Origin of the sequence: Flavonifractor sp. An100 (genome assembly GCF_002161175.1) — a bacterium.
GTDB lineage: Bacteria > Bacillota > Clostridia > Oscillospirales > Oscillospiraceae > Lawsonibacter.
Genome location: NZ_NFMA01000003.1, coordinates 22,332 through 42,053 on the forward strand (window position 1 = coordinate 22,332; position 19,722 = coordinate 42,053).

The 19,722-nt window shown below is 59.0% G+C and carries 19 protein-coding genes; all 19 read right to left on the reverse strand.

Annotated elements, in window-relative coordinates; all coding sequences use genetic code 11:
- Positions 1-26: 26 nt before the first annotated feature.
- Complete coding sequence (gene trmFO, locus B5E43_RS02500; protein ID WP_087393309.1) at positions 27-1,331, reverse strand: methylenetetrahydrofolate--tRNA-(uracil(54)-C(5))-methyltransferase (FADH(2)-oxidizing) TrmFO; 1,305 nt, start codon at positions 1,329-1,331, stop codon at positions 27-29.
- Positions 1,332-1,377: 46 nt separating this feature from the next.
- Positions 1,378-3,816, reverse strand: a complete 2,439-nt coding sequence (topA, locus tag B5E43_RS02505) for a type I DNA topoisomerase (RefSeq protein ID WP_087393311.1) — start codon at positions 3,814-3,816, stop codon at positions 1,378-1,380.
- Positions 3,817-3,944: 128 nt separating this feature from the next.
- Entirely contained in the window at positions 3,945-5,177 is a 1,233-nt protein-coding gene (gene dprA / locus B5E43_RS02510; RefSeq protein ID WP_087393313.1) for a DNA-processing protein DprA, read from the reverse strand.
- Between the two features lie 58 nt (positions 5,178-5,235).
- On the reverse strand, positions 5,236-5,997 hold the full coding sequence (locus B5E43_RS02515; protein WP_242964673.1) for an RNA methyltransferase: 762 nt from the start codon (positions 5,995-5,997) through the stop codon (positions 5,236-5,238).
- A complete protein-coding gene (locus tag B5E43_RS02520; protein WP_087393315.1) occupies positions 5,994-6,644 on the reverse strand; it encodes a TrkA family potassium uptake protein in 651 nt (216 codons plus the stop codon). Before B5E43_RS02520 ends, B5E43_RS02515 begins: the two co-directional genes overlap by 4 nt.
- Before the next feature lie 28 nt (positions 6,645-6,672).
- On the reverse strand, positions 6,673-8,034 hold the full coding sequence (locus B5E43_RS02525) for a potassium transporter TrkG (RefSeq protein ID WP_087393317.1): 1,362 nt from the start codon (positions 8,032-8,034) through the stop codon (positions 6,673-6,675).
- Positions 8,035-8,108: 74 nt separating this feature from the next.
- On the reverse strand, positions 8,109-9,614 hold the full coding sequence (gene lysS, locus B5E43_RS02530) for a lysine--tRNA ligase (protein WP_087393318.1): 1,506 nt from the start codon (positions 9,612-9,614) through the stop codon (positions 8,109-8,111).
- A gap of 47 nt (positions 9,615-9,661) precedes the next feature.
- On the reverse strand, positions 9,662-10,135 hold the full coding sequence (gene greA / locus B5E43_RS02535; RefSeq protein ID WP_087393320.1) for a transcription elongation factor GreA: 474 nt from the start codon (positions 10,133-10,135) through the stop codon (positions 9,662-9,664).
- A gap of 114 nt (positions 10,136-10,249) precedes the next feature.
- Positions 10,250-10,930 (reverse strand): hypothetical protein, encoded by a 681-nt coding sequence (locus B5E43_RS02540; RefSeq protein ID WP_087393322.1) that lies wholly within the window; start codon positions 10,928-10,930, stop codon positions 10,250-10,252.
- Positions 10,931-11,022: 92 nt separating this feature from the next.
- Positions 11,023-11,640, reverse strand: coding sequence for a stage II sporulation protein R (gene spoIIR / locus B5E43_RS02545; protein WP_087393323.1), 618 nt, complete (start codon positions 11,638-11,640; stop codon positions 11,023-11,025).
- 83 nt (positions 11,641-11,723) lie between these two features.
- On the reverse strand, positions 11,724-12,575 hold the full coding sequence (gene ispE / locus B5E43_RS02550) for a 4-(cytidine 5'-diphospho)-2-C-methyl-D-erythritol kinase (RefSeq protein ID WP_087393325.1): 852 nt from the start codon (positions 12,573-12,575) through the stop codon (positions 11,724-11,726).
- A gap of 21 nt (positions 12,576-12,596) precedes the next feature.
- Positions 12,597-13,907 carry a DUF1015 domain-containing protein gene (locus tag B5E43_RS02555; RefSeq protein ID WP_087393327.1) on the reverse strand — a complete coding sequence of 437 codons (1,311 nt, stop codon included), beginning with the start codon at positions 13,905-13,907 and terminating at the stop codon, positions 12,597-12,599.
- A gap of 33 nt (positions 13,908-13,940) precedes the next feature.
- Positions 13,941-14,543, reverse strand: coding sequence for a bifunctional phosphoserine phosphatase/homoserine phosphotransferase ThrH (gene thrH / locus B5E43_RS02560; protein WP_087393330.1), 603 nt, complete (start codon positions 14,541-14,543; stop codon positions 13,941-13,943).
- 40 nt (positions 14,544-14,583) lie between these two features.
- Entirely contained in the window at positions 14,584-15,774 is a 1,191-nt protein-coding gene (locus B5E43_RS02565; RefSeq protein ID WP_087393332.1) for an aminotransferase class I/II-fold pyridoxal phosphate-dependent enzyme, read from the reverse strand.
- Positions 15,771-16,250 carry an Lrp/AsnC family transcriptional regulator gene (locus tag B5E43_RS02570; RefSeq protein ID WP_087393334.1) on the reverse strand — a complete coding sequence of 160 codons (480 nt, stop codon included), beginning with the start codon at positions 16,248-16,250 and terminating at the stop codon, positions 15,771-15,773. Before B5E43_RS02570 ends, B5E43_RS02565 begins: the two co-directional genes overlap by 4 nt.
- 252 nt (positions 16,251-16,502) lie before the next feature.
- Entirely contained in the window at positions 16,503-18,122 is a 1,620-nt protein-coding gene (locus B5E43_RS02575) for a recombinase family protein (RefSeq protein ID WP_087393337.1), read from the reverse strand.
- A gap of 44 nt (positions 18,123-18,166) precedes the next feature.
- On the reverse strand, positions 18,167-18,301 hold the full coding sequence (locus tag B5E43_RS15605; protein WP_275532980.1) for a hypothetical protein: 135 nt from the start codon (positions 18,299-18,301) through the stop codon (positions 18,167-18,169).
- Between the two features lie 192 nt (positions 18,302-18,493).
- The gene (locus B5E43_RS02580; protein WP_143382926.1) at positions 18,494-18,889 is read right to left on the reverse strand and encodes a hypothetical protein; all 396 of its coding nucleotides are present in this window, start codon (positions 18,887-18,889) and stop codon (positions 18,494-18,496) included.
- 58 nt (positions 18,890-18,947) lie between these two features.
- Positions 18,948-19,712 (reverse strand): hypothetical protein, encoded by a 765-nt coding sequence (locus B5E43_RS02585; RefSeq protein ID WP_087393341.1) that lies wholly within the window; start codon positions 19,710-19,712, stop codon positions 18,948-18,950.
- Between the last annotated feature and the right edge of the window lie 10 nt (positions 19,713-19,722).

The following is a 19,722-nucleotide window of genomic DNA, read 5'->3' on the forward strand; positions in this document are numbered from 1 at the left end:
ATCTTTCTCCTTCCAGTCATCCGTCTTCAAGTCAGGTCCAGCTGTCCCAGTGCTTCCAGGGCTCGCTGGGAGATGGCCGCGTTTTTATTCCGCTTCCCCTTTACCCGGTAGCCCAGCTGGGGAATCAGTCCAAAATTGATATTCATTGGTTGAAAGTTTATCACACTTGGGTCACTGATGTAAAGGGCCAGAGCCCCAATGGCGGTTTCCCGGGGGAAGTCGATGGCGGGACGGCCCTCCAAACGCCGGGCCAACTCCATAGCCGCCAGGCAACCGGAGGCGGTGGACTCCACATAGCCCTCCACGCCGGTGATCTGGCCGGCAAACATCAGCCGCTCCTCGCCCCGGACTCGGTAATACCGGTCCAGAAGACGGGGAGAGTCCAGGAAGGTGTTGCGGTGCATCACGCCGTACCGCACATATTCCGCATTCTTCAGGGCGGGAATCATGGAAAATACCCGCTTCTGCTCCGGCCAGCGCAAATGGGTCTGGAAGCCAACGATGTTATAGATGGACCCTTGGGCGTTGTCCTTCCGGAGCTGGACCACAGCAAAGGGCTCCTTTCCCGTCTTGGGGTCTGGCAGGCCCACCGGCTTCAGGGGACCATAGCACAGGGTATCCTGGCCCCGCCGGGCCATGACCTCCACCGGCATGCACCCCTCAAACACTCCCGCATCCTCAAAGCCGTGGACGGGGGCCTCCTCTGCGGTGGTGAGGGCCTGCCAGAAGGCCAAATACTCCTCCTGGGTGAGGGGGCAATTGATGTAGTCCGGGGTGCCCCGGTCGTAGCGGGAGGCAAACCAGGCGCTGTCCATATCCACACTCTCAAAGGTGACCAGAGGGGCGGCGGCGTCAAAGAAGTTGAGGTACTTGCTCTCCGGGAACAGCCGGGCGATGGTCTGGGACAGAGGTTCCGAAGTGAGGGGCCCCGAAGCCAGGATCACATTTCCCTCCGCCGGGATCTCCGTCACCTCTCCCTCCACTACGGTGATGTTGGGGTGGCTGCGGATTTTCTCGGTAATAGCGGCGGAAAAGGCGTGGCGGTCCACCGCCAGTGCCCCTCCCGCCTCCACCCGGTGGGCATCGGCACAGGCCATGATGAGGGAGGAACAGCGGCGCAGCTCCTCCTTCAGCAGGCCCACAGCGTTTTCCAACTGGTCGGAGCGCAGGGAATTGGAACAGACCAGCTCCCCAAAGTCGGCGCTGTGGTGGGCGGGGGTCATCTTCTGGGGCTTCATCTCCCGCAGCTCCACGGGAATGCCCCGCTGGGCCAGCTGCCAGGCGGCCTCGCTTCCCGCAAGGCCCGCTCCGATCACAATGACAGGTTCCATAGGGTTCTCCTTTTTTCTTTGGTTCACTGCCCCGGGCTATCACCGCTCAGGTGGTCTCCTCCGCTGCCTTTTTGCTGGCCGTCTTTTTGGCGGCAGGCTTCTTGGCAGCCGTTTTGGATGTGGCAGTCTTTTTTGCCGTACTTGTCTTGGCGGCAGAGGACTTCTTTGTGGTACTAGCTTTTGCCGCTGTTGTCTTCTTTGTTGTGGTTTTCTTAGCGGCAGCAGGCTTGGTGGCAGCTGCGGCTTTCTTGGCCGTTGTCTTTTTGGCCGGAGCGGTTTCCGCCTCGGCCTGCGCTTCTTCCAGGGGCTCCGCAGCCTCCTCCACAGCGGCAGCGGGCTTTTTCTGCCATCCGCCCCGCTTCTCCTCCGGGGTAAAGTTGGAACAGCTCTCGTTAATGCAGAAGGGCTTCTTGGCGCCTCGGCCCGCCTTCTTGAACATGGTCTGGCCGCACACGGGACAGTTGTCCTTCACCGGCACGTCCCAGGTCATAAAGTCGCACTTTTTGCTCTCGTCCTTGTTGTTGAGGTGCTCGCAGCAGTAATAGGTGTACTGCTTGCCTGTCTTTTTGCTCTTGCCCGTGCGCTTGAGCAGCCGCCCGCCGCACTTGGGACATTTTCCAGGCATCTCCACCACCAAAGGCATGGTGAAGTCACACTCCGGCCAGCCGGGACAGGCCAGGAAACGGCCAAACCGCCCGGACTTGACCACCAGGTTCCGGCCGCAATGGGGACAGATCTCCTCCGACACCTCGTCAGGGACCTTGATCCGCTCTCCATCCAGTTCCTGTTCCGCCTTTTTCAGCTCTGCGTCAAAGGAGCCGTAGAACTCCTCCAGCACCTGCTTCCAGTCGGTGGCGCCCTCCTCTACCTTGTCCAGCTCCTCTTCCATCTGGGCGGTAAAGGCAGGGTCTACAATGTCCTGGAATTTGTCCTTCATCAAAGTGGTAACCACCTCGCCCAGAGGGGTGGGACGAAGGGCCTTGCCCTCCTTGACCACATACTCCCGGTTGAGGATGGTAGAAATAGTGGGGGCATAGGTGGAGGGACGGCCAATCCCCTTTTCCTCCAGAGCCCGGATGAGGCTGGCCTCGGAATACCGGGCGGGGGGCTGGGTGAAGTGCTGGTCGGCCTTCACGCCCCGGCCCTCCAACGGCTCTCCCTCCTTCAGATCGGGCAGTGGGGAGGTGTCTTCCTCCTCTTCCTCGTCCTTTCCCTCCTCGTACACGGCGGTGAAGCCGGAGAATTTCATGGAGGAGTGGCTGGCCCGGAAGGTATAGCCGGAGTTGGCCACCTCAATGGACAGGCTGTCATAGACGGCGTTAGCCATCTGGCAGGCCAAAAAACGGCTCCAGATGAGCTTATATAGACGGTACTGCTCCCCGGTCAGGTCCTTTTTGATCTCATCGGGCACCAGGTTCACATCCGAGGGCCGGATGGCCTCGTGGGCGTCCTGGGCATTGCCCTTGGTCTTAAAGTGCCGGGTCTGGGGAGGATAATACTCCGCCCCGTAGCGGTTTTGAATAAATCCCTTGGCCGCCGCCAGAGCTTCCTCCGACAGGCGCAGAGAGTCGGTACGCATGTAGGTAATGAGACCCACGGTGCCCTCGCCGGAGATGTCGATGCCCTCATAGAGCTGCTGGGCAATGGACATGGTGCGGGCAGGGGCCATATTCAGCTTCCGGGAGGCCTCCTGCTGGAGAGTCGAAGTAGTAAAGGGAGGGGCGGGGGTGCGGTTTTTCTCCTGCCGCTTCACCTTGGACACCTGGTAGCTGCCCTGGGAGACCACTTCGGCAATCTGGTCGGCCTCCTGCTTGGTGTGCAGTTCCATCTTCTTCTCCCGGCCGTAGAACTGGGCCTTGAAGGACCCCAGGTTGGGAGCAATGCGGGCCAGATCCGCTTCCAACGTCCAGTACTCCTGGGGCTGGAAGGCCCGGATTTCCTCCTCCCGCTCCACCACCAGGCGGGTAGCCACCGATTGCACCCGGCCTGCCGACAGGCCCCGGCGAATCTTCCGCCACAACAGAGGGGAGAGCTGATAGCCCACAATGCGGTCCAGAATGCGCCGGGCCTGCTGGGCGTTGACCAGGTTCTGGTCAATGGCCCGGGGGTGGGCAATGGACTGGTTGACTACATTTTTGGTGATCTCATTGAAGGTGACCCGGTAGGTCTTGTCATCGGGGATGTTCAGCAGCTCCTTCAGGTGCCAGGAGATGGCCTCCCCCTCCCGGTCCGGGTCGGTGGCCAGATAGACCTTGCCGCTTTTTTTGGCCGCCTTCTTCAGGTCGCTGATCACGTCTTCCTTCCCCTTGATGGGCTGGTAGTTGGGCTCAAAGCCCTGGTCCAGGTCCACGCCGATCTTGCTTTTAGGCAGGTCCCGGACATGGCCCATGGATGCCTTTACCTCATAGCCCGGTCCCAGGTATTTTCCGATGGTTTTGGCCTTGGACGGGGACTCTACGATTACCAGATCAGTCTTGTTTGCCACGTTTTGTTAACCTCCTCGCCGGTGGAGGAACCGGACGCTTTGTCCTGTTCCCGCCTCTCGCCGTCCTTTGCGGCTGCCGCCCCCGCAGGAGCACCGGCTGTTTCCATAGATCAAGTTGGGATGAACGGTTATTCCTCCAGCTCTACCAGGGCAGAGAAGCGCCGCCCCGGATGCTCCTCCACCGCCTGCTGGACCTGGAGCATGGTCAGAGCCGACAGCACTCTCCGGGCCGGAATCTGAGTCAGCTCCACCAGCTGCTCCGCCGAGCGCTCCCCAGCCGCCAGAGCGGCCAGAAGGGACAGCTCATCATCGGTAAAGCGCGTTTTCTGCTCCCCCCGGGGGATGAGCGTTCGGGTGGACTGGACTGGCTGAGACACACCAGCAGCCGACGTCTCCGGCACAGGCACCGGCTTTTGCTGCCGGACGCTGTCCGCCAGTCGGGCCTGGGCAGCCTCCGGAGTGAGGGGTGCGCTGGGGGCCAGTTTTCCCGGGAAACGGCTCCAATATTCTTCCAAAATGTCCCGTCCGCAGGTGACCAGCTTGGCTCCCTGCTGGATGAGCCGATTCGTTCCCTCGCTCATGGGGGCGTCCAGGGCTCCCGGAACCGCAAATACATCCCGGTCCTGCTCCAGGGCGTGGTTAATGGTGTTCATGGTACCGCCGAAGGTACGGCACTCCACCGCCAGCACGCCCAGGGACAGGCCGCTGAGAATGCGGTTGCGACGGGGAAAGTGGTAACCATAGTGGGGCGTACCGGGAGGGTACTCCGATAATAAGGCACCCACTGCCGCTACATCCTCATAAAGGCCGCGGTGCTGGGGCGGAAATACCACATCCGTCCCGCCCGCCAGGACACAGACTACCGGTCCGCCTCCCTTTAGGGCGCCCCGCACCCCACAGGCATCCAGTCCCTCGGCGATGCCGGACAGTACCAGCGCCCCGCCAGAGGCCAGTTCCAACCCAAACCGGCTGGCCCACTTCTCTCCATAAGGGGAGGGCTTTCGGGCCCCGACCACGGCGATGGCCGCCTCCTCGTCAAAGTGGAAGGTGCGGCCCTTATAATACAGCACGGCCGGAGGGTCCGGAATCTGCCGCAGCCGCTGGGGGTAGTCGGCGTCCTGAAAGGTCATCACCTGCACTCCAAGCCGCTCACAGTCCCCTAAAATCTCCTCCGCCCGGTCCATATTTTTATCCAGCAGTCCCTGGCGGGCAGCAGGCGGGATGGGCAGGCTCTGGCAGTCCTCTTCCTCCGCGTAATAGGCCCGCTCCGGCGTGACAAAATAGTCCAGCACTGCCAGAGCGGATGAGGCGTCCATCCCCTTCCGGCTGGTGAGCCACAGCCAGTACTTCAAGGCTGACATCAGGCTGCCCCCCTTACGTTTCGGTCCAGACAGACCGTTTTTTATCCCTTGGGACCCATCAGCGTCCCATTTCCCACAGCACAATGGAAGCTGCCGCAGCCGCATTCAGCGACTCACAGCGCTCCCGCATGGGGATTTTCAGTGTCTTTTGGCTCAGCGCCAGCAGCTCCTGAGAGATTCCCTGACCCTCACTGCCAATCACCACGGCACACCGGCCCAGGTCCACCTGGCGGATGTCCACCGTGTCCTCCCGCAAAGCGGTGGCATACAGGGGCAGACCGGAGCGCTCCAACAGACCGGGCAGCTCCTCCGTCTCCAGCTCATACACCGGAAGGCGGAAGCAGGCACCCATGGTGGCCCGCACGGTTTTGGGGGAAAAGGGGTCGGCGCAGCGGTGGACCAGCAGCAGTCCGTCCGCACCAAGAGCATCTGCGGTACGCCAAATGGTGCCCACATTGCCTGGGTCCTGTAGTCCGTCCAGCACCAGATACCGTCCGCCCGCCAGTTCCACAGGGGGCCTCCGTTCCGGTTGGAACCCCACCAGCAGAGCGCCCTGGGGGCTCTCCATAGGGGAGATACTGGCCATCACGTCCTCAGGCACCTCCACTACACGCACCGAATCCGGCACATCCGAAAGGGAGATTCCTTGGGACACCACCACAGTCTGCAACGGCGCCTTCCAGCGCAGAGCCTCCTGCACCAGCTTCAACCCGTCTCCCAGGTATAGCCCCTGCTCCCGGCGATAGGAACGGCTGGAGGCCAGCTTTCGGATTTGTACCATCAGAGGATTTTTCCGGCTGGTAATGTATTCCGCCGTCACAGCTTTTCCATCCTCTCAATATCCTGATTGCTCCCCAGGACCACCAAGCAGTCTCCTTCCCGGAGCACATGCTCGCCACCGGGGGACACCAGCATGGTCCCCTCTGCGTCCCGGATTGCCACCACATTCAAGCGGTATTTTGCCCGAATATCCAGCTCCTTAATGGTTTTTCCGCACCACTGGCTGGGACAGCGGCGCTCCACCACAGAGTAGTCCTTGGACAACTCGATGAAATTTAGAATATCCACATTGGACAGGCTGCGGGCCAGACGCAGGGCCATCTCCTGCTCGGGAAACACCACCTGGTCGGCCCCGATCTTCTCCAGCACCTTGCGGTGCACTGCGCTGTTGGCCTTACTTACCACATGAGGTACACCCAATTCCTTCAGGTTCAAGGTGATCAAAGTGCTGTCCCCCACATCTGTGGAGGCCGCCACCACAGCGCAATCAAAATTTCTGGCCCCCAATGCCCGCAAAACCTCCGGGTCTCGGGCATCTCCCGCCACGGCGTGGGTCACCAGCTCGCTGGCCGCCTGCACCCGGTCATCCCGCAAATCCAGAGCCAATACGTCATTGCCCTTCATACACAGCTCTACGGCCAGGGAAAAGCCAAATCGGCCCAAACCGATTACCAGAAAGTTTTTCACTCTCTACCGCTCCTTCTTTTTATCCAGTTCAGCCAATCATCACATCTACCGTGGGGTAGCGCAGCTTGCTCTCCCCCCGGCGGGTCAAAAACGCAATGGAGAAGGACAACAGTCCCACTCTCCCTAGGTACATATAAAGAATAATCAGCACAGAGCTGCCCGCACTCAGATTAGGCGTAGCTCCCATGGACAGGCCCACGGTGCCTAGTGCCGAGGCTACCTCGTAGCTGGCCGTCAAAAATGGCAATCCATCGATTCTGGACAGAGCCATGGCCCCCACCAAAAACAGCAGCAACACCGTCAAAGTCAGAGTCATAGCGTCCAGCACTCGGCGCTGAGGGATGGTGCGTCCCCGCACCACCACCTGTTCCTTTCCCCGCAGGCTTTCGCCCAGGGCTAGCAGGAGCACTCCTATGGTCACCGTTTTGATACCGCCGGCAGTGGAGCCCGAGGATCCACCGATCAGCATCCATACCGCGGATAACACCGCCATATTTTCTGTCAGGCCCGCCTGGTCCAAAGAGGCGTACCCGGCCGTACGCAGGGTCACGGACTGAAACAGGGCATTCAGTACCTTTTCCCAGGGCTCCATGGGGCCCAAGGTGGCCGGGTTATTCCACTCCGTCCAAAGGCAGAACAGGCAGCCCCCCACAATCAGCACACCGGTAATGGACAGGGCCATCTTAGTGTAGAGGGACAGCCGCCGCCAACTGCGGTTTTCCAAGATGTCCTCCCACACAAAAAAGCCAATTCCCCCCACTACGATCAGCCCCATGATGGTGAGCAGCACCACCGGATCGCCCTGAAAGCCCAGCAAGCTGGAGTAAGGTCCGGTGTACTCCCCCATCAGGTCAAAGCCTCCGTTGCAAAAGGCAGATACACTGTGAAACAGTGAAAACCAAATTCCCTTGCCCAGACCAAACAGAGGAATAAGCCGGGTGGACAGCAGCAAAGCCCCCAGGCCCTCAATCAAGAAGGTGCCCATCAGGGCGTGGCGTACCACCCGCACCACACCGGCGGTATTGGAGAGATTCAGGGCCGAAGCCATAACTAGCCGCTGGGATAAGCCAATCCGCCGCTGCAGGGCCAGGGACACCAGGGTGATCAGAGACACAAAGCCCAGGCCACCCAGCTGCAGCAGCAGAAGAATTACCCCCTGTCCGAAGGGGGACCAATGCAGCACAGTGTCCACCTGGACCAGCCCGGTCACGCAGGTGGCGGAGGCGGCGGTAAACAGACACACAAGCCAGGAGGTGGCCTCTCCCCCCCGGGCCGCTATGGGAAGATGGAGCAGCGCCGCTCCTAGAAGGATGATGATCCCAAACCCCAGCGCCACCAGGCGGGTTGGATTGAGGCCCTTTCTTCCCAACGGCCAAACGATCGCCTTCAAGGTATGTTCTCCTTTCCCTCTACGCACAGAAAGGCATACCGATGGGTAGCCCGCCGTCGGTATGTCATTTCTTGTCAGTCCAGGGGCTTCATCGTCGGGAAGAGGATCACTTCCCGGATGGAGTCGGAATTGGTCAGGAGCATGACGCACCGGTCGATGCCGATGCCCAGGCCGCCCGTGGGGGGCAGGCCATACTCCAGAGCGGTGAGGAAGTCCTCGTCCATCATGCCGGCCTCGTCGTCTCCCTTGTCCCGCAGCTCCACCTGCTTTTGGAAGCGCTGGCGCTGGTCAATGGGATCGTTGAGCTCGGAGAAGGCGTTGCCCATCTCGCTGTGGCAGATGAACAGCTCGAACCGCTCGGTGAGCCGGGGGTCCTTGGGGGAACGCTTGGCCAGGGGGGAGACATCCACCGGGTGCATGGTGATGAAGGTGGGCTGAATCAGCTTCTCCTCCACCCGCTGGTCGAACACCTCGTAGAGGGCATTGCCCCAGGTCTTGTCCGCCGTCTCAGGCAGCTCCACTCCGATGGACTTGGCAGCGGCCACTGCCTCCTCGTCGGAGGAGATAGCCATGAAGTCCAGGCCGGTGTACTGCTTGACCGCCTCGTGCATGGGCAGGCGGGGCCAGCCGGGAGTCAGGTCGATCTTCTCTCCCTGCCACTCCACCTGATAGGTGCCCAAAATCTTCTGGGCGGCAGAGGAGAGCAGGTCCTCAAACAGGTCCATCATGTCGTTGAAGTCGGCATAGGCCTGGTAGAGCTCAATGGTGGTAAACTCCGGGTTGTGCTTGGGGTCCATACCCTCGTTGCGGAAGATACGCCCGATCTCATACACCCGGTCCATGCCGCCCACGATCAGCCGCTTCAGCGGAAGCTCGGTGGCGATGCGCATATACATGTCGATGTCCAGGGTGTTGTGGTGGGTGATGAAGGGACGGGCGGTGGCGCCGCCGGAGATGGTGTTCAGAACAGGGGTCTCCACTTCCATGTATCCCCGGCCGTCCATGAAGTCCCGCACATGCTTGATAAACTGGGACCGGATGATGAAGTTGCGCTTCACCTCGGGGTTGACGATCAGGTCCACATACCGCTGGCGGTAACGCAGCTCGGTGTTGGTCAGGCCGTGGAACTTCTCCGGCAGGGGCAGCAGAGACTTGCTCAGCAGGGTGCAGGTCACCACCCGCACCGACATCTCCCCCCGCTGGGTGCGGAAGACGATGCCTTGAACGCCCACGATGTCCCCGATGTCATACTTCTTAAAGCGGTTATACTCGGCCTCGTCCATCTCGTCCTTGCGGGCATAGAGCTGAATGCGGCCGGACTTGTCCTGCAGGTCGCAGAAGGATACCTTGCCCATTCCCCGCTTGGACATCAGCCGCCCGGCAATGGACACCTGGCTGCCCTCCAGGGCGTCAAAGTTCTCCTTGATGTTGGCGGAGTCATTGTCCACCGCGTACTTGGTGATCTGGAAGGGGTCGTTCCCCTCCTGCTGCAGCTGCTTGAGCTTATCCCGGCGGATCTGCAGCAACTGAGACAGGTTCTGCTGCTCGGCAGCAGCGCCCTGGTTGTTGTTCTCGGCCATTCTTGACTACTCCTATTCTCTACCGGCCAGAGGCCGTCTTTTGTCGATTATCGCTCCACCTTCAAAATCTTGTACTGAATGGGACCGGCGGGAGCATCCACCGTTACGTCCTCTCCGGCATTCTTCCCCAGCAGGGCCTTGCCGAAGGGGGAGTCCTCGGAGATGGAGCCGTTCATGGGATCAGCTTCCTGGGAGCCGACGATCTTGTAGGTCTGCTCCTCCTCAAACTCCTTGTCCAGAACCGTCACTGTGGAGCCCAGACGGATATAGTCCCCCTGCTGCTCCTCCTCTTCGATCACCACATAATTGGACAAAATCTCTTCCAACTGGGCCATGCGGGAATAGAGCTTACCCTGCTCGTTTTTGGCCTCGTCGTACTCGCTGTTCTCCGACAAATCGCCAAAGGAGCGGGCCTCCTTGATGAGCTCGGCCACTTCCTTCTCCCGGACGGTCTTCAGGTAGTTCATCTCGTCCTGCAGTTCCTTGAGCCGCTGGGGGCTCAACTTATACTCTTTTGCCATGTTACCTCGCACACCTTTCCAAACATAGCCGGGGTGTCCCTGACTATACATTATAATAAAGAATTAGGCATACCGATGCAGTATGTGTCATTATAGAGTTTCCCGCCTGGTCTGTCAAGTAATTTTTAGCCCCTCTTTTCCCAGTTTTCCACCCTCCCACAGGGCTGCAAGGAGTGGTAAATGGGTCTGATCCTCCTCCGACAGCCCGGGTGCGCGCAGCTGCAGCCCCCCCAATTCCGGTTTTGGTCCATAAAGGCTCAAAGCCGGTTCTTCCCGTTTTTCCTCCCCCGGCCCGAAGCAGACGGCCACCTCTCCCGGCGCTTCCCGGGGCAAAATAGGCACGCCAAACTCTTGCCGCAGCCACTTTGCCAGCTCATCTCCTCCCCGGGGAGCAGCAATCACCAGCCGACGCACCTTGGGACACAGCTCCGCCGCCGTCCGAACCATATCCCGGTCCACGCGGCCGCCCACCAGTGCCACGGTGGCCCGGTCAGGCGCCGCCCCCTGCCGCTCCAGGCACCCCAGCGCCAGCGGCGCTCCCTGGGCGCGGAGAAAGGGACAGGGGTCCAAGGGCACCAAGCCCGCCTGCTCCAGCAGATCCCACCGTTCAAATTGAGCAGGTGCCAATACCCGAACCGCTCCCCCTCTCCGCAGCAGACGCCCGGCTTTGCGCAGCCTGCGCTCTCCCCACCAGCCCTCCGGGTCCGCCCAGGCCCGCAGCACCCCCAGACCGTACAGCTCCTCCCGCCTTACGCCGCCCCGGCCCGTTCCGTCCAGCTTCAGCTGTCCAAGCATCTATCGTCCCCTCCCATCTCCACCAGGGTATGCGGCAAGGCGCAAAAATAGAAAGGGCCGCGGACCCTCAGGCCCGCAGCCCTTTTCTTGTTTTACCGGAAGATGCCCTTCCACTCCCCCAACAGCTCCATGCTCTTGAATTTCAACACATAGCCCGGCCCGTCCTCCGTGACCAGCCTGGCCTGACCTTGGGTGAACAGCCCTGCCTGGGTGGCCTCATCCACCGTTTGGCTGGCCGCCCCCAGGCACAGGGGCGGAAAGGCCACACACCACCAATTTTGTCCCTTCCCCTCCCCGATCACCACCCGCAGGGCGGTATATTCTCCGGCGGGCAGGGCAAACTCCTCATACTCTTTGGTGGGAAACCAGCACTGGGTGATCTGGGCGGTGACCGGATAGTCACAGCCCCACTCCTCCACCACCGCCCGGCCGGCATCCTCCAGAGTATCCAGGTGGCCCTCCAACGCCTGTCTGGCCTCCTCCAGGCTGGCACCCTGGGGATAGAGGGCCTCCGCCTGCTCCAGCACCCGGTCCCGCACCGCCAGCTTCAACGCCTGGTCCTCTTCTCCATCGGAATTGGCAATCACATGAAGACGGATCATCCGGTCGGCCAGATCGGTCTGCTCCTGATTCAGCCACGCTCCCGCCACCAGCGCGCACAGCACGCCAAACAAAAGGGCCAGCTCCCACCGCTTTAAGGTTCGATCCATAGGTTCCTCCCTCACGGCCGCAAAAAAGAGGCCGTCCACACTGTTATGTAAGTCAATAACAGTATGGACGGCCCCTTTGCTCTTTAAACCGTGCGGGCCAAAAAAGTTTCCCGATAGCTCTGCCCCAGCAGCTGCGCCGCCTGGCGGGCTGCTTCCTCCTCGTCGAACAGGCCAAAGGCGGTGGGTCCGCTTCCGCTCATATTGGCCCCTAGTGCTCCGCATTGGATGAGAACGTTCTTGATTTCCGCCATGCTTGTCCTCTGCCGGTCGGGCAGCGCGTCCTCAAACACGTTGTACATCCGCCGCGCCACCGCCCCCAGGTTACCAGACTCCAGAGCGGCCAACATGCCCTCCGTATCCGGGCGGCAGCGAATCCGGCAGCTGTCAATCCGTCCGAAGAGTTCCGGGGTAGACACGGGGAAATCCGGCTTACAGGCCACCACCCAGCAGGGGGGCAGCGCCGGCAGGGGGGTAAGGATCTCCCCCCGGCCTTCGGCCAGAGCGGTGCCGCCGATCACGCAGTAGGGCACGTCGGAGCCCACCCGCTCTCCAATCCTGGCCAATTCCGTCGGGGTGAAGGGATTCCCCTCCAGTTCATTGAGGCCACGGAGCACAGCCGCGGCGTCGCTGCTTCCACCCGCCATTCCGGCGCACACCGGGATGCGCTTGGTCAGGCGAATATCCAGGCTCCGCACGTCCCGGCCCAGCGCCTGGTAAAAGCAGACCGCTGCCTTTCCCGCCAGATTCTTCTCGCCCGCGGGCAGAAAGTGCAGGCTGCTTTCCACCCGCAGCCCTTCCCCGGCGTTGTCGGCCAATTCCAGTGTATCCGACAGGGTGATGGACTGCATCACCATCCGCAGATCATGGTAGCCATCCGGCCGTTTTCCCAACACGTCCAAGGTCAAATTCAGCTTGGCCAGCGCCTGGACCTCCATCCCATGGCCCTCCTCTCTCCGTCAGTCCCGAATCCTTCGGGCCTCCAAATAAAACCGTTTGTCCTGTGCCTCCCCCATGGAGAAGGTCTTTCGGGGCAGTACTCCGTCATGGATGACCGTGGGGAACAGCTCCTCCTTGCCCATTTCGGGCAGCAGAAAGGCTACGGCGTCGCTCCGCTCCTCCGCCAGACGCAGGGCTACGTCCCCTCCGTGAATGTAGTCAATCCGGGTGCCGGGATGGGCCAACAAAAAGTCATCCAGGAAGTTTTGCAGCGTGCCCACCGGCAGCTGGGCTGCCGGATGGTTCACATGGATGCAGCCCCGCTCCCCGGTCCCGTTTGCTCCCCGGTAGGCGTACAGCAGAGGATGGGCGGGCCCGTTCCCTCCGCTCAGCTTTCCCGCGTCCCTTGTCGCCCGAAGCTCCGCCAGCAGCTCCTCCGGCTTCACGTCGAATACCACCCGGTGGATGGGTTCAAATTCCAGGGAGGAGTCATGGAGGTTTACCAGCTCACACAGGGCGTACCGGGCGGGCAGGGTGGCCCACTGCTCCGGCGGGGTGAGCCGCTTTTGCCGCTCATAGCACTCCTTTGCCGTGGCCAGGGAGTGGTTTCCATCCCCCACGGCAAAGAGAAGCACCGGCTCCTCTCCCAGCTGATACCGCTCCCGGAAGGAGGCGGGATCTGCCAAAGAGGCCAGGGCCAGAGCGACCTGGTCCTTCTGCTCCTGGGTCAGGGCCCATCCCCGAATGTGGCCGCCCTGCTCCATCAGTTCGAAATCGTAGAGCAGCTCCATCCCATCGGTCTGATCAGCCAGAGGCTCAATCACCCGTTTTTCCCGGTCATCCGCCAGCATCATGACATGGGGAAGCTCAATGGGTGCGTTTTTCCGCACCGCTACCCGGGGAGGAATCCGAGAGAGCACTGTGCCCTCCGTGGCCCGCACTAGGGAGCTGGCTCCCGGCTCATAGTCATACTGCTCCAAATCCACCATGCCAACCAGGCCATGGCGGACTGCCCCGCTGCTCAAGGTCCGCTCCACGTAAATCAGGCAGTCAGGGTAGGTCCGGAACAGGCCATCCCGCAGATACCGGCCCATGGTGTTGTTGATCTCCATGATATCCGTCTCTACGTTGGGGCCCTCCAAACAACTTTCGGGCAAAATCAAACGCAGGGTGGATGGAGCCCGCCCCACCCGTTCCTCCACCCGCTGCCAATACTCCGGCTGGGAGGTATACTGATCACAGGCCACCACCGACCACAGCTCCATGTCACAGCCTTGGGGCAGCAGGATGTCTGCCGGGCGAAAGGGAAGATGCTCAAACAGATCGCTCATGGGTTCTCCTTCTCTCTGGCTGCTCCAGCAGCCTTAGTCCAAAACGGCCTTGATGGCCGCCAGCAGCTCGTCAAACTCCTCGTAGGCGGGCAGCTCCGGGTGGTCAGCCTTGATTTTGTCCGTGCTCTTAAACAGGAAGCCGGCCTTACTGGCCTGAATCATCCCCAAATCATTGTAGCTGTCACCGGCCGCAATGGTCTCATAGCCCATGGACTGCAGCGCTTTTACGGTGGTCAGCTTGGACTGCTCACAGCGCATCTGGAAGCCGGTAATCTCTCCGCTGGGTGCCACCTCCAGTGTATTGCAGAAGATGGTAGGCCAGTCCAGCTTTTCCATAAGAGGCTTAGCAAACTGCTCAAAGGTGTCGCTGAGGATGATGACCTGGGTCATGGAGCGCAGCTCGTCCAAAAACTTCTTGGCTCCGGGAAGAGGGTCAATGGTGGCAATGGTCTGCTGGATCTCCTTCAAGCCAAGGCCGTGCTCCTTTAAAATGCCAAGGCGCCAATTCATCAGTTTGTTATAATCCGGCTCATCCCGTGTGGTGCGCTTCAGCTCCGGAATCCCGCTGGCCTGAGAAAAAGCGATCCAAATTTCAGGCACCAGTACGCCTTCCATATCCAAACATACGATATTCATGGTTTTACCCACCTTTATTTTACATTCTGTCCGAAAGGCCTTATTCCTGCTCCTGCCCCTGCTTGCGGCGCAGGTTGGTCAGGAAATTATCCATCCGGCTGATGGACTCAGCAATATCCTTCATGGAAGCGGCGTAGCAGGCCCGCACATAGCCCTCTCCCCCCGGACCAAAGGCATTGCCCGGGATCACCGCTACCTTCTCCTCCATCAAAAACCGCTCGCAAAATTCTTCGCTGGTCAGACCCGTGGAGCGAATGCAGGGGAAGACATAGAACGCGCCCTTGGGCTCAAAACAGCTCAGTCCAATCCGGTTGAGGTTTTCCACCAGATACCGGCGGCGGCGGTCGTATTCCTCCCGCATGTGTTCAATATCCCCATCTCCGTTGCGCATGGCCTCAACCGCCGCGTACTGGCTGGTGGTGGGGGCAGACATGATACCAAACTGGTGCAGCTTGGTCATCGCCGCAACAATGGGCTTGGGGGCGCATACATAGCCCATACGCCAGCCCGTCATGGCGTGGCTCTTGGAGAAACCATTGACCACGATCGTCCGGTCGTACATGTCCGTGAGATTGGCCATGGATACATGGCGCTGCCCGTAGGTCAGCTCAGCGTAAATCTCATCGGAGATCACCATAATGTCGGTGCCCCGCAGGACATCGGCAATGGCCTCCAGGTCCCGGCGCTCCATAATTCCTCCCGTGGGATTACAGGGGAAGGGCATCACCAGCACCTTGGTCTTGGGGGTAATGGCGGCCTTGAGCTGCTCGGGGGTGAGGCGGAATTCATTTTCCGCCTTCAGCTCCACATAGACCGGCACGCCCCCCGCCATCTCCGCCAGCGGGCCGTAGCAGACAAAGGAGGGAACCGGCACGATCACCTCGTCACCGGGGTTAATCATCACCCGCAGAGCCAGGTCAATGGCTTCGCTTCCTCCCACCGTAACTAAAATCTGGCTGTTATAGTCGTACTGCAGGTCAAACCGGCGGTTGAGGTAGGCAGCAATCTCCCGGCGGAGCTGGAGCATACCGGCATTGGAGGTATATTTGGTATGACCCCGTTCCAGAGAGTAGATGCCCGCATCCCGAATGTGCCATGGCGTTACAAAATCAGGCTCCCCGATTCCCAGGGAAATGGCGTCGGTCATCTCCTCCAGAATGTCAAAAAACTTACGAATTCCAGAGGGCTTGATCCCCTGGATCTTACTATTTAAGATCTGGTCGTAGTTCATACGAAAATATACTCCCTTTCCTCGGGCTCCTGGGGACGGAACACCAGGTGCTTCTCCTTATATTTTTTCAAAATAAAGTGGGTGGCCGTACCAGTGACGCCCTGAATGGGAGCCAAACGCTCCCCCACAAACTGGGCCACCTCACGCAGCGTGCGGCCGGAGATGATGACGGTCAGATCGAAAGATCCGCTCATCAGATACATGCTCTCCACTTCGTCATATTGATAGATCCGCTCCGCAATTCGATCAAATCCGTCAATGGACTGAGGCACAACATTTACCTCGATCAGAGCAGTAACCGTCTCCCGGCGCACCCGATCCCAGTCAATGATTGCTTTGTAGCCCAGGATGGTCCGTTCATCCTCATATTTTTTAATGGCTGCCTTTGCCTCTGCAACAGTCATACCTGCTGCGGCTGCAATCTGCTCCACGCTCATGGTGCAGTCCTGTTCCAATAATTCCAACAGTTTTTCCATGGACGGTCTCCTCCAATTCTTTCTGACTGCCCGAACAAACGGGTTTCCCAATATTATACACGGAACCAAGCGGAAAAACAATCCTAGACTTTTCCCTTTCCCGACCGCGGAAAAAGACGGACGCCGTTGGACGTCCGCCTTCTTTGTTCATGGCCGCCAGCCTTGCATGGCTTCCTCCAGCTTCCCCAGAGCCCGCTTTTCGATTCGTGATACATAGCGCCCCGGCTATTGTAAGTGAAACGTTCCCGAAATTTACGCCGTCTCGGACGGCGCGCCCCCTTGCGGTGTCTGGCTTTCCGCCGTTTCGTCCAGCTGGGCGAAGCGGAATTTGATAATGACTTCCTTGTCCTCGGTCAGCTCCACCCGCTCGATGAGGCTGACCAGCAGTTCCCGACTCTCCCCCGCAGTTTCGATGAACCTCTGTACCAGTTCCCTGGCCCTGTCCTCGCTGCGGACGGGGCTTTTTTTCTGAAACTCCAGGGCCTGCCGCTTTTCCTCCAACTGCTCCCGCTCCAGTTTGATCCGGCTAAAGATCCGCTGGAAGTCCGCCTCCGGCAGCAGTCCGCTGAGCCGATCCGTATACATCCGGTCCAGGTTGGCGGTAAGGCTGTCGATCTTGGATTGGAGTGCCTGGAGTTCCATCTCCAGGCCGCTCTGCTTTCTGGCGTTCTCCACGGCTTCCCGAGCCATAGGAAATAATTCGTCAGGGTTCAGGTAAGCCTGGCAGACCTCCCGCACCTTGGAGATCACCGCGTCAGTCACCGTCTTCTCCTTGATGGAGTGACAGGTGCACACGCCCGCTTTGGTGAACCGCTGATAGGTACGGCAGACGAAGTACAGCACATCCTCTCCCCTGGCGTTTTTCCGATTGAGCACCGCCAGCGGGTATCCGCACTCATGGCAGAAGATCAGTCCTTTCAGCAGGAAGTCGTAGGTTCGGCTCCGGGTGTGCTTTCGGCTGCTCACCAGCATCCGCACCTTTCGAAAGGTTTCCTCATCCACCAGGGGCTCGTGGGTGCCCTCCACCACCACCCAGTTGGCCGGGTTCTGGCGCAGACATTTCTTAGACTTGTAACTGATCTTCACACTGCGCCCCTGGACCATGTTGCCGATGTAGGTCTCGTTTTGTAGCATATCGGAGATCCGCTCGCTGCTCCACAGGCCGGTATAGGGACCGGGTCTTGCCACCGGGAGGTTTGCGTAGGTAGCCGGGGTGGGCACTCCCTCTTGGTTTAGGAGGGCTGCGATATTCCGGCAGCTCATGCCGGAGAGAGCCAGGGCGAAGATCCGCCGCACGATGGGCGCCACTTCCTCATCAATGACGATCTTGTTTTTCTCCGTTGGGTGCATCTTGTAGCCGTACACCGGCTTGCCGCCGATGAACTGTCCCTTCCGCTGTTTATCCCGCTTGACGCTTTTGATCTTCTTGGAGATGTCCTTGGCGTACATGTCGTTCATGATGGCCCGAAAAGGGGTAATGTCGTTGGCAGTGGAGTCTACGCCGGTATCGATGCCGTCCAGCAGGGAGATGTACCGAACCCGGTGCTCCGGGAAGTACCGCTCCATGTAGTGACCAGTCATGATGTAGTCGCGGCCCAGACGGGAGAGGTCTTTGGTGATCACCATGTTGACCTTTTTGGCCTCAATGTCGGCGATCATCCTCTGAAAATCCGGGCGGTCGAAGTTGGTGCCACTCCAGCCGTCGTCTACATAGGTGTCATAGACGCTCAGCCGGTGCTGCTGCACAAACTCTCGCAGCAGGGATTCCTGGTTCTGAACGCTCTGGGATGGTCCCTCGCTTTCATCCTCCTTTGATAGTCTGATGTATAAAGCCGCATGGTAATCCATGGGATTGCTTATCTCTAAGTACATGCTATACCTCCTGAGATAAGCGGCCATTCATCGCCACAAACATACTACATCGGCGGGCGAATATCCAGGGCAACCAGTTCTTTTTTCAGAAAGAATTGAAAGGACTCACGGATGAGTTCCGCCACTGGCTGACCGCACTGGGAATATACGCAGGAAACAGGAAGGACCTTTTCCTTCATGAAACACACCTCCTTGGTGGATTTTATGCGCCGGTATCCGTCAACTTGCGATTGAAGGCAAAATAAAAGCCCGTACCGAGACGGTACGGGCCAAAATCTTATTGTTTCTCAATGTTTAAGGACAAATCTGCTTAACTGCAATTTTCGTTTACACATAGGGAGAGCTATACCTGCTTTATCTTGCTCCACTAATTAAAGGCCAAAATATACATAGCCATGTTGTGGAAGATCCTCGTCTATCTCCACCTGTATTTCCAGAGTGCCAAATGTCTCCTGCTGATGTTCCTGCACGAAGTATACTTTCATTTGCGGAATTTTGGCCTGTGGGGACAGCGGAAACCGCTCCACATTTTCGATCAGCAAGAGGCCCAGTTCCTTTGCCTGAGCGCACTGCATCAAACGAAAGAACACCTTGTCCGGTTTTTCCAGGTCAAATTTTCCCACATGGAAAAAGCAGTGCTCAACGGCTCGGCCCATCCGGGCTGCTTCCTGCGCTAGTTGGTCATGCTGTCTCCACAGTTCCTGAAGCGTGTCCTCCTCCGGCATATCATTCGGCACATGGCAGAAAATTGACACAAAAGTATTCATAGGCAACGTTCCTTTCCTCTGCCCATTTTATAGTTGCTTCATCAAACAGTCTGTCGAACTACGCCATTTCATCAAAAAATGCCTGTATGTACTGGTAACTGGCTCTGAGCACCTGATCCGGCAATCCCGGAATGGGCGCTTCCAGTTCCGGGTGCTGACTCATCACTGCCAGCATGAAAGTGTCTGCAAAAACATCTTGCAGCTGCGGAATCGAAAGGGCATCAATCTGGGCCCCAAGACGGCGCAGGTATGTCACGAAGGACGGAGGAACTTGATCCATGGCTCCGGTTCCTCTGATATGGAGTAGATGGCCTAACTCATGCAGAAAAACAGCAACGGGTGAAAGGGTTTCCTCCTGCATCCGGTACATACAGATACATCCCCGCATCCCGCTTGGTTCAAAGAATGCGGTTGTCTCCCCATTTAGAGCCTCATGCTGGGCGTCAAAAAGCAGGATTTCAATGGGCTGTTCAGGTGACACCTTCTTCGTATAGGGAAACACCTGATTTACCATTTGAAACACCTGCTTAACCTGTGTCTCTGTTATGGCAGGCGTGTTAGATGGCCAAAACCCACTAGCAAATTGGTGCAGGGCCTCAATGCAAGGGACAAGACCCAGTTGGCAATTTATGTTCAGAATCCACTGGGCATAGCGAGCAGCGGCATCTTCCTGATAAAGCAGATAGCTTGTCCCGGACATATACGAGGGGCGCAGCGCAAAGATGTACTTTGCAAATTCTTCCGCGGCGCTTTCATCCCCTTCCTCCAATCTTGCCAACGCCATTTCCGTCTCCTCAAAGAGAGTCAAGAGATCAAATGACATACTGTCCTCC